At 66.6% G+C, this 19857-nt stretch carries 27 protein-coding genes and 2 tRNA genes; 18 read left to right on the top strand and 11 right to left on the bottom strand.

Annotated features, from left to right (window positions below):
- Positions 1 to 110 precede the first annotated feature (110 nt).
- Positions 111 to 1304: a sensor histidine kinase gene (locus ACFQ58_RS02530; protein WP_376949206.1), complete on the top strand. Its 1194-nt coding sequence runs from the start codon at positions 111 to 113 to the stop codon at positions 1302 to 1304.
- Positions 1277 to 1954, top strand: coding sequence for a response regulator (locus tag ACFQ58_RS02535; protein WP_376949208.1), 678 nt, complete (start codon positions 1277 to 1279; stop codon positions 1952 to 1954). Before ACFQ58_RS02530 ends, ACFQ58_RS02535 begins: the two co-directional genes overlap by 28 nt.
- 9 nt (positions 1955 to 1963) lie before the next feature.
- Here the strand turns inward: ACFQ58_RS02535 and ACFQ58_RS02540 are convergent, their stop codons facing one another.
- On the bottom strand, positions 1964 to 2218 hold the full coding sequence (locus ACFQ58_RS02540; protein ID WP_376949210.1) for a GNAT family N-acetyltransferase: 255 nt from the start codon (positions 2216 to 2218) through the stop codon (positions 1964 to 1966).
- A 540-nt stretch (positions 2219 to 2758) separates the two neighbouring features.
- On the opposite strand from ACFQ58_RS02540, the gene ACFQ58_RS02545 reads away from it, so the two are divergent.
- From ACFQ58_RS02545 to ACFQ58_RS02575, 7 genes are all read left to right on the top strand, one after another.
- Positions 2759 to 3226, top strand: coding sequence for a hypothetical protein (locus ACFQ58_RS02545; protein WP_376949212.1), 468 nt, complete (start codon positions 2759 to 2761; stop codon positions 3224 to 3226).
- Between the two features lie 77 nt (positions 3227 to 3303).
- Entirely contained in the window at positions 3304 to 4101 is a 798-nt protein-coding gene (locus tag ACFQ58_RS02550) for a hypothetical protein (RefSeq protein WP_376949214.1), read from the top strand.
- 53 nt (positions 4102 to 4154) lie between these two features.
- Positions 4155 to 4517, top strand: coding sequence for an ArsR/SmtB family transcription factor (locus ACFQ58_RS02555; protein ID WP_376949216.1), 363 nt, complete (start codon positions 4155 to 4157; stop codon positions 4515 to 4517).
- A complete protein-coding gene (locus ACFQ58_RS02560; protein WP_376949218.1) occupies positions 4514 to 5188 on the top strand; it encodes a cation transporter in 675 nt (224 codons plus the stop codon). Before ACFQ58_RS02555 ends, ACFQ58_RS02560 begins: the two co-directional genes overlap by 4 nt.
- Before the next feature lie 126 nt (positions 5189 to 5314).
- Positions 5315 to 6607: a hypothetical protein gene (locus ACFQ58_RS02565; RefSeq protein WP_376949220.1), complete on the top strand. Its 1293-nt coding sequence runs from the start codon at positions 5315 to 5317 to the stop codon at positions 6605 to 6607.
- A gap of 99 nt (positions 6608 to 6706) precedes the next feature.
- Entirely contained in the window at positions 6707 to 7051 is a 345-nt protein-coding gene (locus ACFQ58_RS02570; protein ID WP_376949222.1) for a three-helix bundle dimerization domain-containing protein, read from the top strand.
- A 217-nt stretch (positions 7052 to 7268) separates the two neighbouring features.
- Positions 7269 to 7538, top strand: a complete 270-nt coding sequence (locus ACFQ58_RS02575; RefSeq protein WP_376949224.1) for a hypothetical protein — start codon at positions 7269 to 7271, stop codon at positions 7536 to 7538.
- Positions 7539 to 7699: 161 nt separating this feature from the next.
- Here the strand turns inward: ACFQ58_RS02575 and ACFQ58_RS02580 are convergent, their stop codons facing one another.
- Entirely contained in the window at positions 7700 to 7939 is a 240-nt protein-coding gene (locus tag ACFQ58_RS02580) for a toxin (protein WP_376949226.1), read from the bottom strand.
- Positions 7936 to 8199: a ribbon-helix-helix protein, CopG family gene (locus ACFQ58_RS02585; protein WP_376949228.1), complete on the bottom strand. Its 264-nt coding sequence runs from the start codon at positions 8197 to 8199 to the stop codon at positions 7936 to 7938. Before ACFQ58_RS02585 ends, ACFQ58_RS02580 begins: the two co-directional genes overlap by 4 nt.
- Positions 8200 to 8657: 458 nt before the next feature.
- Between ACFQ58_RS02585 and ACFQ58_RS02590 the strand changes: the two genes are divergently transcribed.
- Together ACFQ58_RS02590 and arfB are read left to right on the top strand one after the other, a co-directional pair.
- Positions 8658 to 8927 carry a hypothetical protein gene (locus tag ACFQ58_RS02590; protein ID WP_376949230.1) on the top strand — a complete coding sequence of 90 codons (270 nt, stop codon included), beginning with the start codon at positions 8658 to 8660 and terminating at the stop codon, positions 8925 to 8927.
- 225 nt (positions 8928 to 9152) lie between these two features.
- Complete coding sequence (gene arfB / locus ACFQ58_RS02595; RefSeq protein ID WP_376949232.1) at positions 9153 to 9590, top strand: alternative ribosome rescue aminoacyl-tRNA hydrolase ArfB; 438 nt, start codon at positions 9153 to 9155, stop codon at positions 9588 to 9590.
- Positions 9591 to 9652: 62 nt separating this feature from the next.
- Here the strand turns inward: arfB and ACFQ58_RS02600 are convergent, their stop codons facing one another.
- Both ACFQ58_RS02600 and ACFQ58_RS02605 read right to left on the bottom strand, forming a co-directional pair.
- The gene (locus tag ACFQ58_RS02600) at positions 9653 to 9967 is read right to left on the bottom strand and encodes an FIMAH domain-containing protein (RefSeq protein WP_376949234.1); all 315 of its coding nucleotides are present in this window, start codon (positions 9965 to 9967) and stop codon (positions 9653 to 9655) included.
- A gap of 319 nt (positions 9968 to 10286) precedes the next feature.
- A complete protein-coding gene (locus ACFQ58_RS02605; RefSeq protein ID WP_376949236.1) occupies positions 10287 to 10751 on the bottom strand; it encodes a YdeI/OmpD-associated family protein in 465 nt (154 codons plus the stop codon).
- A gap of 131 nt (positions 10752 to 10882) precedes the next feature.
- Here ACFQ58_RS02605 and ACFQ58_RS02610 point away from each other — a divergent pair, with 131 nt between their 5' ends.
- Complete coding sequence (locus ACFQ58_RS02610) at positions 10883 to 11287, top strand: DUF6855 family protein (protein WP_376949238.1); 405 nt, start codon at positions 10883 to 10885, stop codon at positions 11285 to 11287.
- 402 nt (positions 11288 to 11689) lie between these two features.
- Here ACFQ58_RS02610 and ACFQ58_RS02615 read toward each other — a convergent pair whose 3' ends face one another.
- The 4 genes from ACFQ58_RS02615 to ACFQ58_RS02630 all read right to left on the bottom strand — a co-directional run bounded on the left by ACFQ58_RS02615 (position 11690) and on the right by ACFQ58_RS02630 (position 14177).
- Entirely contained in the window at positions 11690 to 12244 is a 555-nt protein-coding gene (locus tag ACFQ58_RS02615; RefSeq protein WP_376949240.1) for a hypothetical protein, read from the bottom strand.
- A 321-nt stretch (positions 12245 to 12565) separates the two neighbouring features.
- Positions 12566 to 12637: transfer RNA gene (locus ACFQ58_RS02620), tRNA-Gly, on the bottom strand.
- A gap of 252 nt (positions 12638 to 12889) precedes the next feature.
- Entirely contained in the window at positions 12890 to 13393 is a 504-nt protein-coding gene (locus ACFQ58_RS02625) for a hypothetical protein (RefSeq protein ID WP_376949242.1), read from the bottom strand.
- Between the two features lie 190 nt (positions 13394 to 13583).
- Positions 13584 to 14177: a hypothetical protein gene (locus tag ACFQ58_RS02630; RefSeq protein ID WP_376949244.1), complete on the bottom strand. Its 594-nt coding sequence runs from the start codon at positions 14175 to 14177 to the stop codon at positions 13584 to 13586.
- A 122-nt stretch (positions 14178 to 14299) separates the two neighbouring features.
- Here ACFQ58_RS02630 and ACFQ58_RS02635 point away from each other — a divergent pair, with 122 nt between their 5' ends.
- The 5 genes from ACFQ58_RS02635 to ACFQ58_RS02655 all read left to right on the top strand — a co-directional run bounded on the left by ACFQ58_RS02635 (position 14300) and on the right by ACFQ58_RS02655 (position 17690).
- Positions 14300 to 14602, top strand: coding sequence for a hypothetical protein (locus tag ACFQ58_RS02635; RefSeq protein WP_376949246.1), 303 nt, complete (start codon positions 14300 to 14302; stop codon positions 14600 to 14602).
- Between the two features lie 120 nt (positions 14603 to 14722).
- A complete protein-coding gene (locus ACFQ58_RS02640) occupies positions 14723 to 16099 on the top strand; it encodes a HEPN domain-containing protein (RefSeq protein ID WP_376949248.1) in 1377 nt (458 codons plus the stop codon).
- Between the two features lie 153 nt (positions 16100 to 16252).
- On the top strand, positions 16253 to 16909 hold the full coding sequence (locus ACFQ58_RS02645; RefSeq protein ID WP_376949250.1) for a DUF6584 family protein: 657 nt from the start codon (positions 16253 to 16255) through the stop codon (positions 16907 to 16909).
- 197 nt (positions 16910 to 17106) lie between these two features.
- On the top strand, positions 17107 to 17316 hold the full coding sequence (locus tag ACFQ58_RS02650; protein ID WP_376949252.1) for a hypothetical protein: 210 nt from the start codon (positions 17107 to 17109) through the stop codon (positions 17314 to 17316).
- Positions 17313 to 17690: a hypothetical protein gene (locus ACFQ58_RS02655; RefSeq protein WP_376949254.1), complete on the top strand. Its 378-nt coding sequence runs from the start codon at positions 17313 to 17315 to the stop codon at positions 17688 to 17690. The genes ACFQ58_RS02650 and ACFQ58_RS02655 overlap by 4 nt, the downstream gene beginning before the upstream one ends.
- Before the next feature lie 559 nt (positions 17691 to 18249).
- Here the strand turns inward: ACFQ58_RS02655 and ACFQ58_RS02660 are convergent.
- Both ACFQ58_RS02660 and ACFQ58_RS02665 read right to left on the bottom strand, forming a co-directional pair.
- Positions 18250 to 18708 (bottom strand): cyclase, encoded by a 459-nt coding sequence (locus ACFQ58_RS02660; RefSeq protein ID WP_376949256.1) that lies wholly within the window; start codon positions 18706 to 18708, stop codon positions 18250 to 18252.
- Between the two features lie 277 nt (positions 18709 to 18985).
- Positions 18986 to 19056 (bottom strand) — tRNA-Gly (locus ACFQ58_RS02665).
- 170 nt (positions 19057 to 19226) lie between these two features.
- On the opposite strand from ACFQ58_RS02665, the gene dcd reads away from it, so the two are divergent.
- Positions 19227 to 19832 (top strand): dCTP deaminase, encoded by a 606-nt coding sequence (dcd, locus tag ACFQ58_RS02670; protein WP_376949258.1) that lies wholly within the window; start codon positions 19227 to 19229, stop codon positions 19830 to 19832.
- Positions 19833 to 19857 lie beyond the last annotated feature (25 nt).

Genomic DNA, 19857 nt, shown 5'->3' on the forward strand with positions numbered 1-19857 from the left:
TCGTACGGGCCTCCGCAGGGCGTCGAAGGGGCGCTGGGGCGACATCCGAGCCCACCGGATGTCGCCTGGCGACGACTGCGGCCCCGGCCGAGCCGCTCTACCATTCGACCATGACGGAGGAGTCGACCACGTCCCGCCGCACGCACCCGGCACCGCCGTACTGGGTCGTGGACCTGCTCCTCGGATCGGCCGTCACCCTGACGCTGTGCCGGCTGATCGCCGCGGACGTGGGACGAACCGAGCCGGATGGATGGCCGTACGTGTGGGCGGTCGGCCTCGGAGGGCTCATGCTCGTACGCCGACGCCACCCGGTGGTCGTCGTCGCCGTCTCGGCGGCCGCGGTCGTCGCGTACTATGCCGCGGACTACCCGCCGATCGGCGTCGCGATCCCGCTTGCGGCCGCCGTGTTCTCGGCCGCGGAGTTCGGTCATCTCATCGCGGCGGTCGTCGCATCCGCATCGCTCGTTGTGATCTCCGTGGTCTATCGCCTCGCGATGGGGCAGGACCCGGCGTTCGTCGTGGGTTACGAACTGCCGGGCCACATCCTGCTGCTGGCCGGAGCGATCGCGCTCGGGGACAGCCTGCGGGTGCGTCGGGAGCTGCGTCGCCAGGCAGCGGAGATCGCGGAGCTGGTGACCGAGCGAACGCAGCGAGACGCCGAGCAGCGGGTGGCCTCGGAACGGCTGGCGATCGCACGCGAGGTCCATGATTCGGTGGGGCACGCGTTGGCGGTCGTCGGATTGCACGCCGAGGTCGCAGAGGACTCGCTCGGTTCTGACGAACCCGCGGTCCGCAGAGCCCTTCGGGTCATCGCGGAGACCACCTCGTCGACCTTGACCGAGGTGCGGCGCACGGTCTCGGGCCTTCGCAACGGCGCCGGCGCGTCACGGCCGCCGGCGACCCTCGCCGACCTCGCGGAGGCCGTCAGTCCTGCCGAACATGCGGGCATCGACGTGCACCTGCGCGTGCGGCTCCGGTCGGACCTGCCTCCCACGATCGAGACGGCCACCTACCGGATCATCCAGGAATCGATCACCAACGTGGTGAGGCACGCCCGGGCTTCCCGGGTCGACGTGGAGGTCGAGGAAGTGGACGGGATCGTGCACGTGGCGGTCGTGAATGACGACCGGCCCGGTCGCGAAGAGGGCGGGATCGAGGCCCAGGCCTCCCTCCCCGTTCGGGCGGGCAACGGGCTCCAGGGCATGCGGGAACGCGCACAGCTGCTCGGCGGCGGCCTCCGAGCCGGGAGATGCCGGTCGGGCTTCGAGGTGCGAGCGTGGCTTCCCGTGGAGGTGCGGCAGTGATCACCGTCGTGCTCGTGGATGATCAGGATCTCGTTCGCGAAGGCCTGCGGGCGCTCCTGACTCGGGATGCCTCGATCCGCATCGTGGCGGAGGCGACCGATGGTCGCAGGGGCGTCGACGCCGTTCGGAAGCACCGACCGGATGTGGTGCTGATGGACCTCCGGATGCCGGTTCTGGACGGCCTCGAGGCGACCAGGCTGATCCGCGGCGATGACGCACTTGCACGCACCCGCGTCGTCGTGCTGACGACGTTCGACGACGACGCGGACATCGTCGAGGCGATCCGTGCCGGCGCAGTCGGCTACCTGCTGAAGAACGCGCCTCGCGACGAGCTGCGCGATGCCGTCGCGCGGGCGGCCGCAGGAGAGCACCTGTTGTCGCCGGCGATCACCGAACGCCTGATGGCGATGGTGGCGGTCGGGCAAGCGGCACCGTCGCGCGACCCCCGTCTGGCGTTCCTCAGCGCGCGCGAACTCGAGGTCCTGGCGCGGGTCGGACACGGCGACACGAACGAGGAGATCGCTCGGCGCCTGCATCTCAGTCCCGCGACGGCGCGAACGTACGTCAGTCGCATCCTCGCGAAGCTCGCTGCGCGTGACCGCCCCGAACTGGTGGTGATCGCGCACCGTTCGGGGCTGGTCACCTCGTGACGGACTCGATCACGCCGACGGGCGGCGCATGAACCAGCACGGCACGCCGAGGACCTTCGCCTCCCCGACGACCGCATACCCGAATCGTCGATAGAAGTCGACCGCCTCGGGTCGATCGGTCTCGAGGTACCCCACGGCACCCACGGTGTCGAGGTGGGCGACGTGCCGGATGAGCAGGAGCCCGCCGATGCCCTGACGGCGAAGTCCACGATCCACGGACACCGGGCCGAGATGGACGTGCGGCTCGGATGGATCGTGTCGCATCCACGTGGCGTGCCATCTCGCGAGCCGGATCGCCGCCCCCGGTCCGAATCTCGTTGCCGTTGCGAGCAGTCGGAGCCGATCGCCGGGCGCCGGCTGACAGCGACCGGGCGGAGCCGACGCCACGACGCCGACCAGTACGTCGCCACGTTCCAGTCCGTCGAGCCGGAGCGAGGAGGAGCGGGCGAGGAAGGATCGCATGAGTCGCGCGTGGCGGCCCTCCCTGAGCCGGTCGTCCCGGCCGTGGACTGCGACCTGCATCGGGTTGTCGGCCCTGCCGCGGCCGAGCAGCTCCGCGACCTCGTCGTGATCCGTGTGATCGAGGGGACGAGCGCGAAGACCCGCTCCCCGCTCCGGCCAATCGCTCTCTACGAAGTGGTCTCTCATGCGTCCTGATGCTCCACGACGCGGATGAGGACGCGCGTCCGCAGCGATCGACGGCCGCGCCGACCACGGACGGCGGCGAGATGTCGCCTCGGAACGACCCGAGATGTCGGCCGGGAGCGGACGAACCCGAACGGGTCGACGCGTACCGTCCCGGGCATGACCTACGAAACCACCCATGAACCAGTACCCGTCGCCCGCCGCCACGCGCTGGGCATCCCGTTCCTCGCGATCATCGGCCTCGCCGTCCTGGGCGTGCCTCGCGTCATCCTGAACGACCTGCACATCGTCGACGAGGCGGACCCCGTGACCTGGCTCCTCGCCATCGGTCCGGTGGTGGCGTGGATCCTGGTTGCACTGCTCGCCAAGGTGCCGAATCCCTTCCTCACGCTCCTCGTGACGGGCGTCGTCTTCGGGGCGATGCTCGTCATCACGCACCAGTTGCTCTGGGATGCCGCGTTCGCCGGCGACCTCCCGAGCGTCGGCGACAGTCAGCTCGGCACGGTGATCCCGAGGTTCGCCGCGATCCCGAGCGGGCTCGTGACCGGGACCCTCATCGGAGCGGTCGGCGGCCTGATCGCCTGGGGGATCCAGGCTGCGACGAGTCGCACCGGCTCCGCGCGGTGATCACGCGGATTCAGGCTGGCGTCAGCGTGGCCGGGGCATGCTCATGGCAGCCCGTGGCACGAACGGAGGGCTGGATCATGAGAACTGGAATCCTCGCTCGGTGCGTCGGAATCGCGTCGCTCGGGACGACGGTGCTGATGCTGAGCGCATGCGCGTCGACAGGTGCGGACTCGACGACGACGCCGGCGCTGCCCCAGGGCGACGAGCCGACCTCGCTGGACCCCGCCGACTTCACGACCGAGATCGACAATCCGTACTGGCCCATGTCTCCGGGCACGAGGAGCGTCTACCGCGAGGTCGACGAGGACGGAACCGAATGCAGCGTCGTCGTCACGGTCACGTCGGACACGAAGGACATCGCGAACGGCGTCACCGCGCGCGTGGTGCGCGACTCGGTGTTCTGCGACGAGCAACTCGTGGAGGACACCTTCGACTGGTACGCCCAGGACAAGGATGGCGCGATCTGGTACCTCGGTGAGGAGACGGCCGAGTTCGAGGACGGGGTCGTGTCAACGACCGAGGGGTCGTTCGAGGCGGGTGTCGACGGCGCACTGGCCGGCGTCGTCATGCCGGCCCATCCGGAGCCCGGGCAGCAGTATCGGCAGGAGTACTATCGCGGGCACGCCGAGGACAACGGCGAGGTGATGCGGACGACCGAGCTCGTGGATGTCCCGTTCGGCCATTTCGACGACGTGGTCACGACGCGCGACACCAGCAGCATCGAGCCCGACGTCGTCGAGTACAAGTTCTACGCACCCGGCGTCGGCCCGGTGATGACCGTCGATGTCGCCGGAGCGCTCGGACGCGAGGTGCTCCTCAGCGTCGAGACCGTGCCTCCGGGCACGGGCACCGCGCCCCTCGGCCAGCCGGACTGAAGCGGCGATCGCGGGCATGGCCGATTGGTCAGTAATCGCTGTATAGTCATCACATGCTGACCCTCGTGTCACGGATCGACGTGATGAATCGCCTCGGTCGGGCGATGGCCGACCCGACCCGTTCGCGCATCCTGATCTCGCTTCTGCAGGCGCCCGGCTACCCGGCGCAGCTGGCTCGAGACCTCGAACTGACCCGCACGAACGTGTCGAACCATCTGGCATGTCTCCGGGGCTGCGGGATCGTGGTGGCCGAGCCCGAGGGCCGACAGACCCGGTACGAGATCGCCGATCCGCACCTGGCTGTCGCGCTCGGCGCGCTCGTCGACGTCACGCTCGCCGTCGACGAGGGCATCCCGTGCGCGGATCCGGCCTGTGCAGTGCCTGGCTGCTGCGAGGCTGCGGAGGCCGTGCGTTGACCGCCGCGACGACTCCCACTCACGAGCGACGGGCGACGCTGCACCGACGCGTGCGGCTCATCGTCGGCGTCACGATCACCTGGAACGTGATCGAGGCGATCGTCGCCATCTCAGCCGGTGCGGCCGCGTCATCCGCCGCGCTCATCGGCTTCGGGCTGGACTCCGTGATCGAGGTCGCCTCCGCCGCTGCCGTGGCGTGGCAGTTCACCCGCAAGGATCCCGAGCGCTGGGAGAAGCCGACCGTGCGGGCGATCGGAATCGCGTTCTTCGCGCTGGCCGCCTACGTGAGCGTGGACGCCATCCTGAACCTCGCCGGCGTCGGACAGGTCGAGCACAGCCCGGTCGGCATCGGCATCGCCGTGGCGAGCCTGCTCGTCATGCCCGCGCTGGCATGGGTCGAGTTCCGCACCGGGCGCGAGCTCGGCTCCCGAAGCGTGCAGGCCGACGCGAAGCAGCTCGTGCTGTGCATCTACCTCTCCGGCACCGTCCTCATCGGGCTGCTCCTCAACAGCCTGTTCGGCTGGCAATGGGCCGACTCGATCGCCGCGCTCGTCGTCGCCGCCCTCGCCGTCCGCGAAGGCATCGAGGCCTGGCGCGGCGACATCGAATCGCCCTTCGACGTCCTCGAGGACCTCGACGACCTCCGCACCCAAGAGGAGCGCCACCCGTGAACCAGAACGCGCCATCCTGCAAACCGGCACCGACCTCCGCCTCATCGTGACCGGCACCGCGTTCCAGCTCGACGCACTCGGCCGATGAACTGAACGCCTCGCCGTGGCCCCCGGTACCGTGGGGCTGTGGTGAGCGCGCCATCCACTCGGCGGAACTTCGTCGCCGCGGCCGCGGAGAGCGTGAGCTTCGCGGTCGCGAATCAGCTCACGGCGGTCGCCGTGGTGCTCCCGTTCATCTGCATCGCGTTCGGCGGGAGTCCCTTCGCCGCAGCACTGATCTTCCCGACCTACACGGCGGCCAACCTGTTCGGCGTGGTGATGGCGCCTCGCCTCCTGGGCCTGCGGTCGGTCGCGAGGTCGCTCGCGCTGCTCCTGACCCTGATCGCGACGGTGTTCGCGATCACCGGCATCGGGATCACGCTGGTGGGTGAGGAGTGGCTGAACGGGCTCTGGCTCGTCGCCGCGGTGCTCGGGGTGCTCGGGGGCGTGGCATCCATCGCCAGGATCGAGGTCATGTCGTCATCGCTCGCCTCCGCGGAGAAATCGGCGATCAGTGTCGTGCAGGGCACGGGCGGTGCGGTCCTCACGCTGGCCATCACTGTCGTCATGGGCACGTTCTTCCTCGACCCGAACGGGAAGGATGCGCACGTCGCGCTCCTCTGGATCGGGATCACGGCGATGGCGGTGGCAGCGCTCGCCCTGCTCCCCATCCGCCCGACCGGCTCCGGCCCCGCGGTCCCGCGCCGATCGGTCGGCATCCTCGCGGCGCTGAAGATGCGGCCCGATCGGAAGTACCCCTGGGTCCGGGAGTTCCTGATCACCCAGATCCTGTTCCTCTCCATCACCCTGGGCACGAGCTTCTACAGCGTGCACGGGGCGACGCTGCACGGGCAGAAATCAGAGGCCCTGCACCACATCGTCGCGCTCACCGCGGTCGGCAGCCTCCTGTTCACCGCGCTGTGGACGTTGAGCCGGCATCGGGCGACGATTCGCGGGCTGTTGCTCACCGCCGCGGGCCTCGGCGTGGCCTCAGCCATCGCCGCGCTCATCGCCGACTCGCTCGACGTCCAGGCCCTGCCGATCCTGAGCGGCCTCGTGATCACCCTCGCCGCAGCGGGTGGGGCGGCGACGTCGAGCACGCGGTCGACATGGATGTACCTGTACCTCGGACGGGACGACGACATCGAGGTGATCGTCTTCTGCCAGGTGGTGGTCGGCATCACCGCCACCGGGGTCGGACTCGTGTTCGGCATGCTCGCCCACCTCGAGACGTCGGCACCGACGTGGGGCATGCTCCTGCTGTCGGGCTATGCGCTCTACCACGCTCGACGAGCACCTTCCGACCGCATCGCCGAGACCAAGGCCGGCCACCTGTTGGACCACCATCACGCGCACCACTGGGGCGGCTTCCAATGGTGAGGCGACGGTCAGGACGCGATCACGGGCATCAGGGACAGTTCAGCTGACGTTCACCGTCCGGTCATTGGCGCCGGCGCGGGTTCCGCGGAGCATGGAGTCATGGATGCGCTTGGTGAGAACGAGGCGCTCGACCGGGTCAGCGACCGGCTTGCAGCGCGGTTTCCTACCCTGTCCCCCGAGTACGTCCGCCGCGTCGTGGGTGACGAGCGCCGCCGACTGGAGAGCGCGACGGTACGGGACTTCGTGCCGGCGGTGGTCGAACATGCGGCGACGGAACAGCTCCGCAAGCTGGCCGACCCGGTTCGCGTTCACGCGGAGGACGATTCCTCGTCGCTCGGGGACGCCGGCGAGCGCCACGACCTGGATCCGATGGAGCGGGAGCGCCGCGAGCGCGCACAGCGCGGCGGCTTCCTCTTCGGTGACCTCGGTGGCGATCCGGCCTGAGAGGCCTGACGTGGGCCGCGGGACCTCGGTGCGGCGATCGCGGCGTGCATCGCCGGGCAAGGTCATTGCGAGGCGAGGCGCGGGGCCGCAGACTTCCGTCATGACCGGTTGGCCTGACCAGGTCGATCCCATCGAGCGGGAACGACGGAAGCAGCGCCGGCTCGCGACGTCGGCGTGGGGCGACCTCGGCGGGCCGCTCCGTTAGGGGGCGAGTGGGATGACTGCACCACGCACGTACACCGCGGAGGATGCGCTCGCGATCACGGCGTTCCCGCTATCGGATGACGTCGGGTACATCGTCAGGGTCGGCGACACCGATCATGACGGCGTCGTGCTCGGGACGGTCTTCTTCGCCGGTGGACACTGGCAGGCGTACACCGCCGACGCCGTCGAGGCTGTCCCGACGTTGCTCGGATCCGGCGAGGACCTGGACGACCTGATCGTCGAGTACTTCCTCTCGAAGGTGCGCCTGACCGATGAACCGTGAGCCGGCGTGTGGATCATGGCGTCGACGTGACGATGGATGCCGCCCAGTGGTGATCCACACAGCCGGAGGAATCGTGCTCAGGTCCGCATCTCGTACCTGGTCAGGATCACGCCGCCGGGAAACGTCCGCGTCTCCAGAAGCTGAGGGATCCCGTTCGCTGTCTACGGAAGGAGATCGAGCATCTGCGGTCGTGCCTTCATCGCGTGGATCACCAGTTCGTTCCCACTGTCGAAGACCAGCACGACCGTCTCGAGCAATCGACCTCGGGTATCGAATCCGAGTCGGAGTTGCCTGGCGGGCGAGTCCTCGTCGAGGTCCTCGATCCAGAGGGGCCATGAGGCTGCCTGCGCTGCGTCCGCGGGGTTGACGCCGTGCTTGAGTGCCGAATCGTGGACGTTCACGCGGCGTACGCGGCCAGTGCGTCGCGAATGAGCTCCGATCGTGTCTTGTGCTCGCGTGCAGCGCGGGCATCCAGGGCGGCGAGTTCGTCACTGGTCAAACGCAGCGCAACGACCTGCGACGGCTCAGCACCGCGGCCCGGTCGACCGCGTCCGCGCTTCTTCAGCGCCTGGATGTCATAGCCAGTCTCGGCTTCGGCCACCCACTCGGAGATCTGCTCCTCGGTGATAGGCACACCATTGATCGTCTCGCGCTTGGTCATGGCAATAGTGTAATACGTAAATGTCGGCGCCGTCAGCGAGTCAGTCGTGCTGTGGCGTCATCGACGGACGTCCGTTCGCCCGGAGTCCCTGCGGTGGGCATGCATGATCGTCAAGTCACACTGGCACTGACGCCGCCGTGTCGCCATCGTCGGCCGGCGTCATCCCTTTCTCGCTTGCCACGGGTGCGGGTCGGTGCCTACCATTCGCCGTCTGGGTTCAGGGCAGCACGCCTCCTAGCACGGGAGCAGTGTGCTCACTTGTGCAATTCGGGCGAGGCGACGACCGCGCCTACGGGACATCACCAGTCGCCCACGGTCCGGAAGAGAATGCGGAGAGCGCCCACGCATGGGCGTTCTGACATCGTTGGTCGCACGACGCGGGGATATTCCCCTCGACTCCGCTGACGCGGGCGCCGCGTCTCACGAGCTGCATGCCGCGGACACGAGATAATGCACGCATGTCCTCCTCCGTCGAACGCCCCTCCAACCCGACTGCTTGGGCCGCGTTCTGGGTCGCACTGGCCGGTCTCGTGCTCATGCCCATTCCACTGTTCATCGGGCTGATTCTGGGCGGCGGCCTTTCCATCATCGCCGCGATCCTCGCCGTGATCGCCCTCTTCAAGGGACTCGCGCGCAACGGCAAGGGCATCGCGCCTGTCGTGTTCGCCGCGATCTTCATCGCGCTGACGTGGGGCGGCATCTCGGTCGGCGGCGGCACCGTCTGGTAGGTCTGCCGACTCTGTTCGCGGGGCTCGACGCTTCGGGTGACCGCCGGCCACCAATCGCAAGAACGCGAGGTCGCCTTCCGTAGCGCTACGGCCCCCCTTGAAAGCGATCGTCAACTGGATGCTGCTGAGATGCGTTCGCGGTGAGGCCGGCCGCGCGCTATCCAATTCGGCGCACGCGTCTGCAGTTCCGCACGAGCCTCTCGAGCGCAAGAGGATGATGGATCCATGCCAGCTCCGCACCGGCCCGGTCTTCGGGTCGACTCCAGGCTCACGATCCCCGAGTCGGAACTGTCTTGGCGGTTCTCGCGGTCATCCGGTCCCGGCGGGCAAGGTGTCAACACCGCAGACTCCCGAGCGGAACTCGTGTGGGATGTGGCAGGCTCGGCCGTCCTCTCTCCAATCCAGCGGGACCGACTCCTCGAGCGACTGAACAGTCGCATTGTCGACGGAGCACTGACGATCACCGCATCCGAGCACCGCGCGCAATTGCGCAACAGGAATGCTGCGCGTGCTCGGCTCGCCGCGGTCGTGGCCGAGGCGCTGCGGCCGCCGTCACCGTCGCGCCGACCGACGCGTCCGAGTCGCGGCGCCAAGGAACGGCGCCTGGAAGCGAAGAGGCGGCGCACGGACCTCAAGCGACTGCGTCGCCCACCCGACGACTGACCGACCAGTGCCAGCCGTCACACGCTCTGCAGGGCTGGGCTTGACTCGAGTGCGCGTTTCGCTCAGGCGGTGCCTCCCAAGCAAACGACGATGGAGTCCGCGGTGGTGATCAGCGCGGTGGCGTCCGTGGCGGAGATCTTGCCGGCGTCCCGCAGCTGGATGACGCGGCTGTTGAAGTCGGTCAGCTTCGAGGCCGCATCGAGGGGCTTTCCTTCGTCGATCTTGATGAGGGCGGCGGAGAGCTTGCCCTGAAGCATCGCCCGGTCCTTCTCGGCGTTCTGGCCCGTGATCGTGAGGGTCGCGACGGATGCTTGCAGATCGGCGATGCCCTGCCTTACCGACGCGGTCGAGCAGTCGACTATCGGAGTGACGGACACGTCGGCACTGCCGGACCTGCGACGGCAGTCAGCGGCAGGGCGACGGCGATCACGGCGCCGGCGAGGATCTTCTTCAGCATGGTCGGGTCTCCAAACGGGAAGGTCAGCAGGGAACCTGAGGCGGCTTTGGCCGTGACAGATGCGCACCAACATACGACGAGCGTGCGGGCGAATGAAGCCCCTGCGCAGATCTCATCCCGGTCCAGGCCACCGACGCGCGCGCTCTGGCGCGGCCGGAGCGTGAGTCGCCCCCTGTCGCGGATCGCGCCTGAGTGCGACACATCCAAATCACCGCAGCGGCGGCGAGGGGGGCGCGTGGTTACGGCCGCTCCTTGCGTCGTTGTTGCAAGTTCCGGACCATCTCTTCGATCCGCACGGGACGCTGCTCGGGGTTGCGCTTGGTCGAGTCGATCCACCGTAGCCACGCGTTGCGGTAGAACTGCGCGAGGGAGTCGAAGAACGCTGCGGCATCCGGTGCGGCGTCGAGCGCCGCCGCGATGTCCGGCGCGAGGTCGGCGCGCTGCGGTCCCTCGGGCTCGAGCACGACGTCCACTTCGGCGCCATCCCGCAATGGGACTCGCGTCCATGCCGGTCCGAGCGTCAGCGCGGGTCCGTCCCCGTGCTTCTCGATATTGCCGCGCATCGAGCAGCCGGCGACGGACCCCCGCACCGGGTGGCGTGGCTTCATCCCCCACGCCTCGTCCGGGTCGAATGGGATCGGCACGATGGTCCGCCCGCGACGGTCGACCATGACCGTGGCCCGGAAGCGCCGCTGCGTGCCCATGGACCCTAGCCTGTCACGCGGCGCAGCCCCTTCGGCGGCTGGCCCCGACCGCGGGAATGACCCCGTTTGGGACTGTTCGTGATCACGTTGCTGGCCTACGCTCGCACCAGCGATGCATTCGGGGAGTCGATATGTCTGGCAGTGGAACCTCAGATGATCCTTGGCGACTGACGACGGCGCCGGGTACGAGTACGTACACGATGTACCGCGACGAGACGGCCGACCCTCCCGCGCTGGTGTGCCAAGTCGGTTCGACGACGCTGAAGTATCATCTCCGCGCGATCGACGACCTCGACACCTGGCTTCGCGAGCAGGCCGATTGGGTACCACTCGGCGCGGCCGACGAGCAGAAGCCCGCCGCACCCGGCAGCGTGGAAGCGTGGGGACGTGATCCCGGCAACCCAGTCGGCGGATGGTACGGACTCCGCAAGGGTTACCGGGGCCGATTCGGAATGTATCTTCCGCCACTGCTCGAGCTGCTCGGCCGCGCCGAACTCACGCATGACAAACGCAACAACGCGGTGCGGGCGATCTGATCGGTCGGTCTCACGGTCGGTCTCACGACTGGCGGCGACGGACGGCGGTGGCGGCGTGGGGCGTGTTCGCGTGGACTGTTTCCACGCGATCTCCGGCGATCGGAGGCATCGCGCGCTCGCTGCGCGAGAACGGAAAGAGCGTTTGATCAGGCCATTTTGCGAAGAGCAGATGACCGGAATCGAACCCGCGCTGTCTGCTTGGGAAGCAGTAGTTCCTAAGTGCCGGTTCACGATGACTCACTCGGGCTCACGCGCCGCGGAATCCTGCGAAATGTGAACCACAGGGAGCCGGGGTGAACTCGGCAAAACCGTGGGCCCATAATCGAGCCCCTTGCCCGAAGCGTGGCACTCATTGGTGTTCTCGTCATCGGGTACGTAAGCGGGAGCTCGGGCCAAGGGCAGTTACAGTGCGGTCGGATCCGTCCCCATCGTGTTCCGCATCAGGTCTATGAGTTCCGTGGCGAGGCCGCCCAAAACGTAGGGCGCCTCGACGAACAAGTCGATCTGCCCGCTCTCGTACAGGTCCCGGTACAGTTTGACCTTCTCAAGCATGTTCGACAGGCGTTCGGGCACGCCTTCCGCCGCGAAGAGATTGAGCGCGGGCAATGCATCCGCGATCCCCACCTCGAACTCCCTCAGTTCGCCGGGCTTGTCTTCGCTCGGGATCATCCTCCGCTGGAGTCCGACGAGGTAGGACAGGACTTGGACATACGCTTCGCGCCGTTGCTGCAGGTACCAATTCGTCTGTTCCCGGCTTGATTCCGCGCTGAGGCGCTGCCGCTCCAACTCCCGATCGGCGTCGGCCGCCGCACGTTCGGACTCGCGATCGGCATCGGCGGTAGTCTTCGCGATCGTTGCGGTTCGAACAGCTACGCGGTAACCGATGACCGCGCCCACGATCGCGACGATCGGAGAGGCGATCGTCGCGATGACAAGTGCGGCGTCTGACGCTGTCATTGCGCTCATGCTGGCATAGGTCCGACCGTCGGGGGCAACCGCGAACGGCGGGTTGGTGAGTGTTGCGCCCCCGGGTTGTTCGGAGGCTCATCGTCGCCCGTTCGGGGTCGGGGCTGGGCCTGGACCTGGGCCAGAGCAGGATGCTGCGGCTGCATCTCTCGGCAGGAAGACTCGCTGCTCGGCAGTGTTGAGCGTGGTCCTGCTCACGAGAACAAGTCGAACTATTAACCGTGAGGAAACCCTGACGCGATGAAACAAATCGAATCGACGCACGTCGATCTAGCGACCGAAACAGGATCTGATCAGATTATTTTCACCAGGAGCCGATGACGGGAATCGAACCCGCGCTGTCTGCTTGGGAAGCAGAAGTTATCCAGTAGTGATTCACTCGGCTTCACTCGGGCTCACGAGCCCCGGAATAACGCGGAAGTGTGAACTTGAGTGAAGCAACGTGATGTTGATTTTGTGACTATTAAGTGACTACGAGCTCCGTCCTGCCTGCGTTGGATGCGCGCAACCCGGATTTGAGCCGGCGTTCCCTGCCGTCCCCTCATCGTTCGCTTCACCATAGTTGCGACATCGATCGGCCAGCCACTGCGTATCAAACCAATCGCGTCGAGAAGTTCCGAACGGATGGTTCGGATGTCATCCGGTACGAATCGCTGTCGTCGGCTCGTCGCAGGGTCGGACGGCGCCGGCCACCTGGTCGCGATTCCATATCCATTCGTCGACCACGAGCTGGTCGCGATTGACTTGATCGACGAGATCGAAGTCTGCACCGACAAGGGTGACCTCGACCCGATTCCATTTATCACCGCTCAGATCGAGATTGCCGGTCTCGACTTCACCACGACCGAATGAGAGGAATTGCCCCTCATTCATGGAAACCGGTGAGGCGAAGGCCTCTTCGAAGTCCGCTTCGGCGTCATGCTCGTAGGCCCAGGGGGCCACGTACCGCTGAAGGTCAACGCGGGCACCGCTGATCTCGCTCACATCGACGCAAGATCCGACATCGAGCCGGCCGTCTGAGCCGAGGCGGAAGGCCATCGGCGGGGCTGGGACGCAGCCCGATAGTCCGGTCACCACTACGAGCAGCAACACAAGCCCGCGCGTATGGTGACCGCCGCGGCGGCGACCCAGCGAACGCATATCTGGAGGCTAATGCCGCGGACCAGGCGATGGTCGCGACACGGCATCACGATCACGCCTCGATGCCCGATGCCCCAACCGGGCACTGACCGAGTTGATGGGATGTACTTGAGTGCACCGCGAGCGGCGTCGCTGCGCCGCCCGTCACCGGGATGGCAATATTCTCGCCTGCGCATTGGATCTGCGTTATTCAGCCGAGGATCGAGCTCAGCCGGGCGGTGTCCTCGGTATTCCGAGGCGAACCGAGTGCTCCGGGCATGAGGCCGAGGGTCCTGAAGTCAGGGTTCCGCCCCTCATCGTGGAGCAGTGCATGCAGAGCTTGCTGCGGGTCGTCGAGTCGGTCGATGAACGGCAGACCCTGCGCGAGAAGGGTAGCGACCGCGTCGTCCAAGACGTCGACGAGGTTGCTCCCGTCCTCAAGGACGTACCACACGTCGGCTCGGTCACTTCCGTCGTTGACCCCATATGGATGGAAGCACGGCTGTTGAATGCTCTTTCCCAGCACGCCTCGGAAGCTCAACCGGTAGTCCCGCGGCCACTCGACGGGACCCCAGGCATCCAGCGCGGGGTAGTAGACCCCAACGGCACCACTGAAGGAGTAGGTCGTGCAGCCGACGCCCGCGGCAACCCACGAGGTCATGGAAGGGAACGAGACCAGGTCGACGGTCAGCTCGGAGCGTCGCCACGCGTGACGCCCTTGGAAGCGATGGAAGCCGTGCTCCCGCAGGATCGGGCGGAGCCGCTCGGCGAGGGCTTGGCCGACAGCGCGACCGTCTGGTTGCATGGCGGAAGTCTGACATGAGGCCGACCGAGTGCGCCGTGCCGAAAAAGGAGCTGTGTCCCCGCATAGGCGCGAAGCGCGGTGGCCCGGCTCGTCGCTACTGACGTGAGCGATAGGGTCGAGGCATGAAGGAGGCGGCATCCTCAGCGCTCGGAGGCATCAGCGTCTTCGCGCTGCTGGTCGTCCGAGGGCTGCTTCTCTGGATCGTCATCCCGGTCGGCTTCATCGCTTGGCTGCTCTTCGGCTGGGTCCTTGGCGTCGGAGCCGGTCAGTTCCTCGGATGGGTCGACCTCAACCTGATCGCCGCACTTCAGCGTGTCCTTGTCCGCCGCATCAACGGCGAGTGGCCAATGCCACGAGTCGCTTTCGTGCCGATTGGCAAGCTGCAATCCGTTCGTCATCGCGTGAGCGTGCTTGATCCCTTTTGAGGGCGTCGTTGTTGAGGAATCGTCTGTGCATCGCTGAAGGTCCTGCGTTCGATCGGGCCGAAGCCTCGCGCTCGCGCCTCCCGCGGTGGTAGCAAACTGCCGCACAGACTGGTGCTCGTGATGAGCGCGATGGAGTGGCACGGTCATTGGTGGTTGCCCGAGGCTCCGGAAGACAAAGTTCCGGGCCGCCTCGTTGTCGAGCCGGACGGTGAGTCTCGGCTCGAGTTGATAGGTGGCTTCGACCTCGTCATCCGGGAGTCGCCCGGGGCTGGGATGTTCCGCCGAGTTCCGGTGATCCTGGGGCATGCGTTGGGGAAGCCGGCCACGCTCCTGGATTGCTTCACCCTGACGACGCGCGGCGGCTTCTTCTCGCGTCCGCAGTTCTTCCATCGCCTGCATGTTCATCGAGTGCTGATCGGCGCCCACGTTGGACAAACGGAGCCGGCCTTTCGTTCCGCCCGGGTCCAGATCGAGAATCTTACGAACTGGTTGGCCTTCCCCGCCGCGAACCGGACGTCGGACCTTCGGGAAACGACGTACGTGGCGTCGGTGAGGGCAATAGAACCGCTCTCGGTGGCGGTCGACGGCTGGACGATTCAGGCTCGCTCCCACGCGCAACCGTTTCAGCTGACACAGACGCGGGAGCAGGATGTCGTGTCCAGCGAGATCACCGCCTACCTCTTCTTGATACCCGATTCGCCGACGTCGGCCAACGGCTTCGACGAACTGATCTTGCAGATCATGGATCTCGTCACGCTCGCCTCGGGTGAACCCTCTGGACTTATCAGCGCGACCTTGTTCCACACGGATCGTCGTGAGCACCCGAACGCGGATGGCTCGACCAGCGAGCTGCCGATAGAGGTCGAATCGTACGGTCGACGCATCCACACCGCCGAACCGGAGGCAGCCGCGGTGCCCTTCCATCAGTTCCGATTCACCTGCGACGACCTTCCGTTCGACCAACTCATCGCTGACTGGATGCGCATACGCAGCAAAGCTTCCACCGCCTGCAACGTGTACTTCGGGCTGCAGTACTCGAGGCCGGGCTTCACCGAGACACGACTGCTGATGAATGCAATCGCGAGCGAGGCGCTCCACAGCTCCCTCTATGGCGATGCAACGTCGATGTCGAAGGAACACTTCGCTTCGCTCCGCAGCAAGGTGCTTGCGGCACTTGATGACGAGGATGACCGCAGATGGGTGAAAGCGAACCTCCGGAACGGTCCCAGCCTTCGGGAGCGTCTGCGGGCTCTCGCATCGGTGCCCGACGGCTCCGCCGTGAAGGCGCTGATAGATGACATCGAGGTTTGGGCGCGCCGCCTTGTTCTTGCCCGCAACGGGCTCGCGCACACCGGAAGTGAAGATGGCGACGGCGACATCTTCCGGCTTGAATGGGTGACGTCCGGCCTTCTAGCGCTCGTCCTGATGGCAGAACTCGACCTGCCAGGCGAAATCCAGAAGCGCGCCGCAATCAATCTTCTGAGTCTGCCGGGCTGACTGCGCCGAGCGGTGACGGCGAGACAGTGCCGGCGACCGACTGCCTCACGCGTGCCTAGATGACGGCGATGCAGTTCCGCGGGCGCGCTCTCGCCGCCTCGGGGCTCCGAGTGGTGAGTCGCTGATCTCCGTCACGGTGCGGATAATTGCTGGGTGCGAACTGACCCATCCGCCGCGATCGAAACAGCACGTTCTCTCGCGCTCGCGGGGCGCGTGCGCGAGGCTGGGCATCTGCTGCGCGAGCACCTCTTTCAGGATCCGGGCAATGAGGATCTCAGACACGCGATCGCGCGCATCTACCGTGAGACCGGTCATCCCGATCAGGCAGGCCGGTACGAGTTCTTCCTGCCCCGGTCGAGCCGCACCGAGCGAGCAGCATATGTGAACCTTCTCGCGGAGGAAGGAGCCGATGAGGCACGAATCCGGCAGTTGAGCATCATGCCCGACGACGTCGCGATCCCTCACGGATTCGTGTCCGAGCTGGCAGATCGTCGCCGTACGCAATCTGAGGTCGAGCCGTGGGGCTTGCTCGTGAGCGTCGCGTCCGTTGCGTTCTTCGTGCTCGCACTGGTCACCGTGCTGGCCGTCTACTTCTTCGCAGTGCTGGGGGCAGACGGCGCCGCGGTGATCGCGCGAGTTGGTGGACTGGTCTGCCTCGCGGCGCTGGCCATGGTGTTCCTCGGCCTTGCGGTCTCGGCCTGGATCCGGCGTTCACGTCCTGCCGGTGCGATCCTGACTGCGGTGACCCTTGTGCTCGCTGGCGCAGTCGTGGCAGGCACCATCGCACTTGTCGCGCGGCTTTCGGCGTGAGGGGATTCACGGTGGCCGCTCGAGCGACCATCTCGTCTATCTACGGTCGCGGCGCTGCGTGTGGCGCGCTTGTCCTCCTTGCTGCGCTCGCTCTGTCCGGCTGTACTCCTGATTGGGGTGAGAGTGATCTGGTGGTGAGCTAATACGGGCCTCATCGCGGCAAGGTCGCCGCGTGTGCCGACCTCTCCGCGTTCCAAGTGAGAAACGACATCCAGAACGCAACTGGCCTCTTGACGGTTGATCAGGTGCGGTTGCAGGAGACCGGGCCTGGGCAGTGGGAGATCACCGCGCAGACGAGAGTCGAACGCGACATCTCGCCCCAGTGGAGTTGCACCGTGACGGTCGGCGTCGAGGACAAGACCATGGAGGCCGACTTGCACACCTTCGATGGTCGGCGCCTGGGATGAGCACGTCGGTCCCGGTTGCTTGCCTGTTCGCAGTCGTCGTGCTGGCCACGAGCTGCCTCGTGGGCTGCAGCCCGGTTCAACAACCGGTCACCGTCGACTACGACGATGACACCAACGAGAAGCAGGTCTGGATGTGCGTGGACCTCGCCGTCGAGGTGGCCGGCTGGGTCGACGAGGACAACGTGCATGCGACCGTTCCCGCCACCGAGGCCGCGCGGTCCGGCGACGTCGAAGGAACGCTCGCGCTCGACGGAAAGATGCAGTACGAATGGGCCTGCGAGGTCGGCCTCGCAGCCGGCCCCGGCTTCAACCTCGCCGCCTCACTCACCCGCTTCGAGCCGGTCGAGGAACCGGACTCCGACCACGACGGATGACCGGGCGCGCTCCGAGGAGTTTCGAGCGAGCCCTCGGGCCACGTCGAGACTTTCGCTCGAACTCAGACGGGGTGGGGATGCCCGCAACCGAGTATGTTTCGACGGTTAACTGTTGAGACGCTTATCGCGCGCTTCACCACAATGGCGACGACGACCAGCCCCCCCAATGGGGTCAGGCGCCGCAGTCCGAGGGTCCATACCCCTCAGGCCGTTGATAGTGTGCGCGATGTGCACCGCCCGTTCCTCGTGTCGATAACCTGCCCGGTGGCGTTTGCATCCGCCCTCGTACTGTCGAGTTGCTGGTCGAGCGACAACGAGATGCGATATGAGGGTCCCCGCGAAGAATTGGTTGCGGCGTGCGGCCGTGCCGCCATGGCGTCAGGTCACCCGGGAATCTCAGGCGCGTTCATTGTGGAGAACGTGGTCGTGCAGCGTCCCGACGATCGGTATCCGCTCGTAGTGGGTGAGCTCGTCGGTTCGTACCGTGGTGACGCCCGGTATCGCTGGACCTGCGAGATTCCCGCAGGGGACGACTACTTGGCAGCGCGGCTGACCTCGCTCAAGTTGGTCGAATAATGTCAGTTTCTGCGATGTGAGCGTTGCGTTTCTCGATGAGACGGCGCAGGTAGGGTCCGATCACCCGTTCTGCCATCGTGCCGAGCGGTCCGAGTGGAGCGTCGAATTTCACGCGATCGATCATGAGCGTGCCGGACCCGTCCGGTTGGAACTCGTGCTCGTGGCGGAACGAGCGGAACGGGCCGCGCACCTGCTCGTCGACGAAGTACCCCGGTGCCGTCATCGCGGTGATGCGGCTGGTCATTCGGATCGGCACCCCGAAATGCCATGCCCGCCAAGTGACTTCTTCGCCTTCGCTAATCAGGCCGGCGGTGACGCCGGCGATCGCGCGCTCGCGCGAGTCCGACATGGACGCCATGTGCAGGTCGATGCTCCGAGAGCGGTCGAATGCCTCCTGCACGCCGGCGGGCACGTGCGTCCGGCACTCGAACTCGACGGTCACAGCGGCCAGTGTGGCACCGCGGGCGAGTCGATGAGTCGAGGCGCATGACCGTCGGCGACGGCCGCTGAGGCGGAGGGTTCGCTCGAATTTGTGACTATTAAGTGACTACGAGAGCGATTTTGCAATCGAGAGTCGCGGCTACGCAGTAGACGAAATCCCTGATCAGTCCGGCGAACCTATCGAGGTGCATCCGCGTGGACTGTTTCCGTGCGGAAGGTGGGATTGCCCGCCTACTGGCGGAGCATAGAAAGGGCGTCTGATCGGGGAATTCACACAGAGCCGATGACGGGAATCGAACCCGCGCTGTCTGCTTGGGAAGCAGAAGTTCTACCATTGAACTACATCGGCGTGCGACATCCGGGGATGCAGCGATGACCATCGTAGCAAGGCGCGGGGGTCGCTACGGGACCGGCGGGAAGCGTCGCACGGTCGGGTCCCGCATCGGAGCGGGTCGCGACATCCGCCCCGCCCGCGACACCCACCCGCAACCGCCGAAGCCGCGTCGCTAGGCTGGCAGCGTGCTTCTCTCGGATCGCGACATTAGGGCCGAACTCGAGCGCGAGCGCGTCAAGCTCGAGCCGTACGACCCCGTGATGGTCCAGCCGTCGTCGATCGACGTGCGCCTCGACCGGTACTTCCGGCTGTTCGACAACCACAAGTACCCGTTCATCGATCCGGCCGAGCACCAGCCCGAGCTGACGCACCTCATCGACGTGCGGCCCGACGAGCCGTTCATCCTGCACCCGGGCGAGTTCGTGCTCGCGTCGACGTTCGAGGAGGTCACGCTGCCCGACGACATCGCGGCGCGGCTCGAGGGCAAGAGCTCGCTCGGCCGACTCGGCCTGCTGACGCACTCGACCGCGGGCTTCATCGACCCGGGCTTCACCGGGCACGTCACGCTCGAGCTGAGCAACGTCGCCACCTTGCCGATCAAGCTGTGGCCGGGCATGAAGATCGGGCAGCTCTGCTTCTTCCGCCTGTCCTCGCCGAGCGAGAGGCCCTACGGGTCGCCCGCATACTCGTCGCGTTACCAGGGGCAACGCGGGCCGACCGCGTCGCGGTCGTTCCAGAACTTCAGCCGGGCGGATGTCGGCGTGACCGACGCCGGCTCGACCGGGGGGTGACGTGTCATCGGGCGGAAGCCACGGG

The organism is Agromyces sp. NPDC056523 (assembly GCF_042794545.1).
In the GTDB taxonomy this organism is placed as follows: domain Bacteria; phylum Actinomycetota; class Actinomycetes; order Actinomycetales; family Microbacteriaceae; genus Agromyces.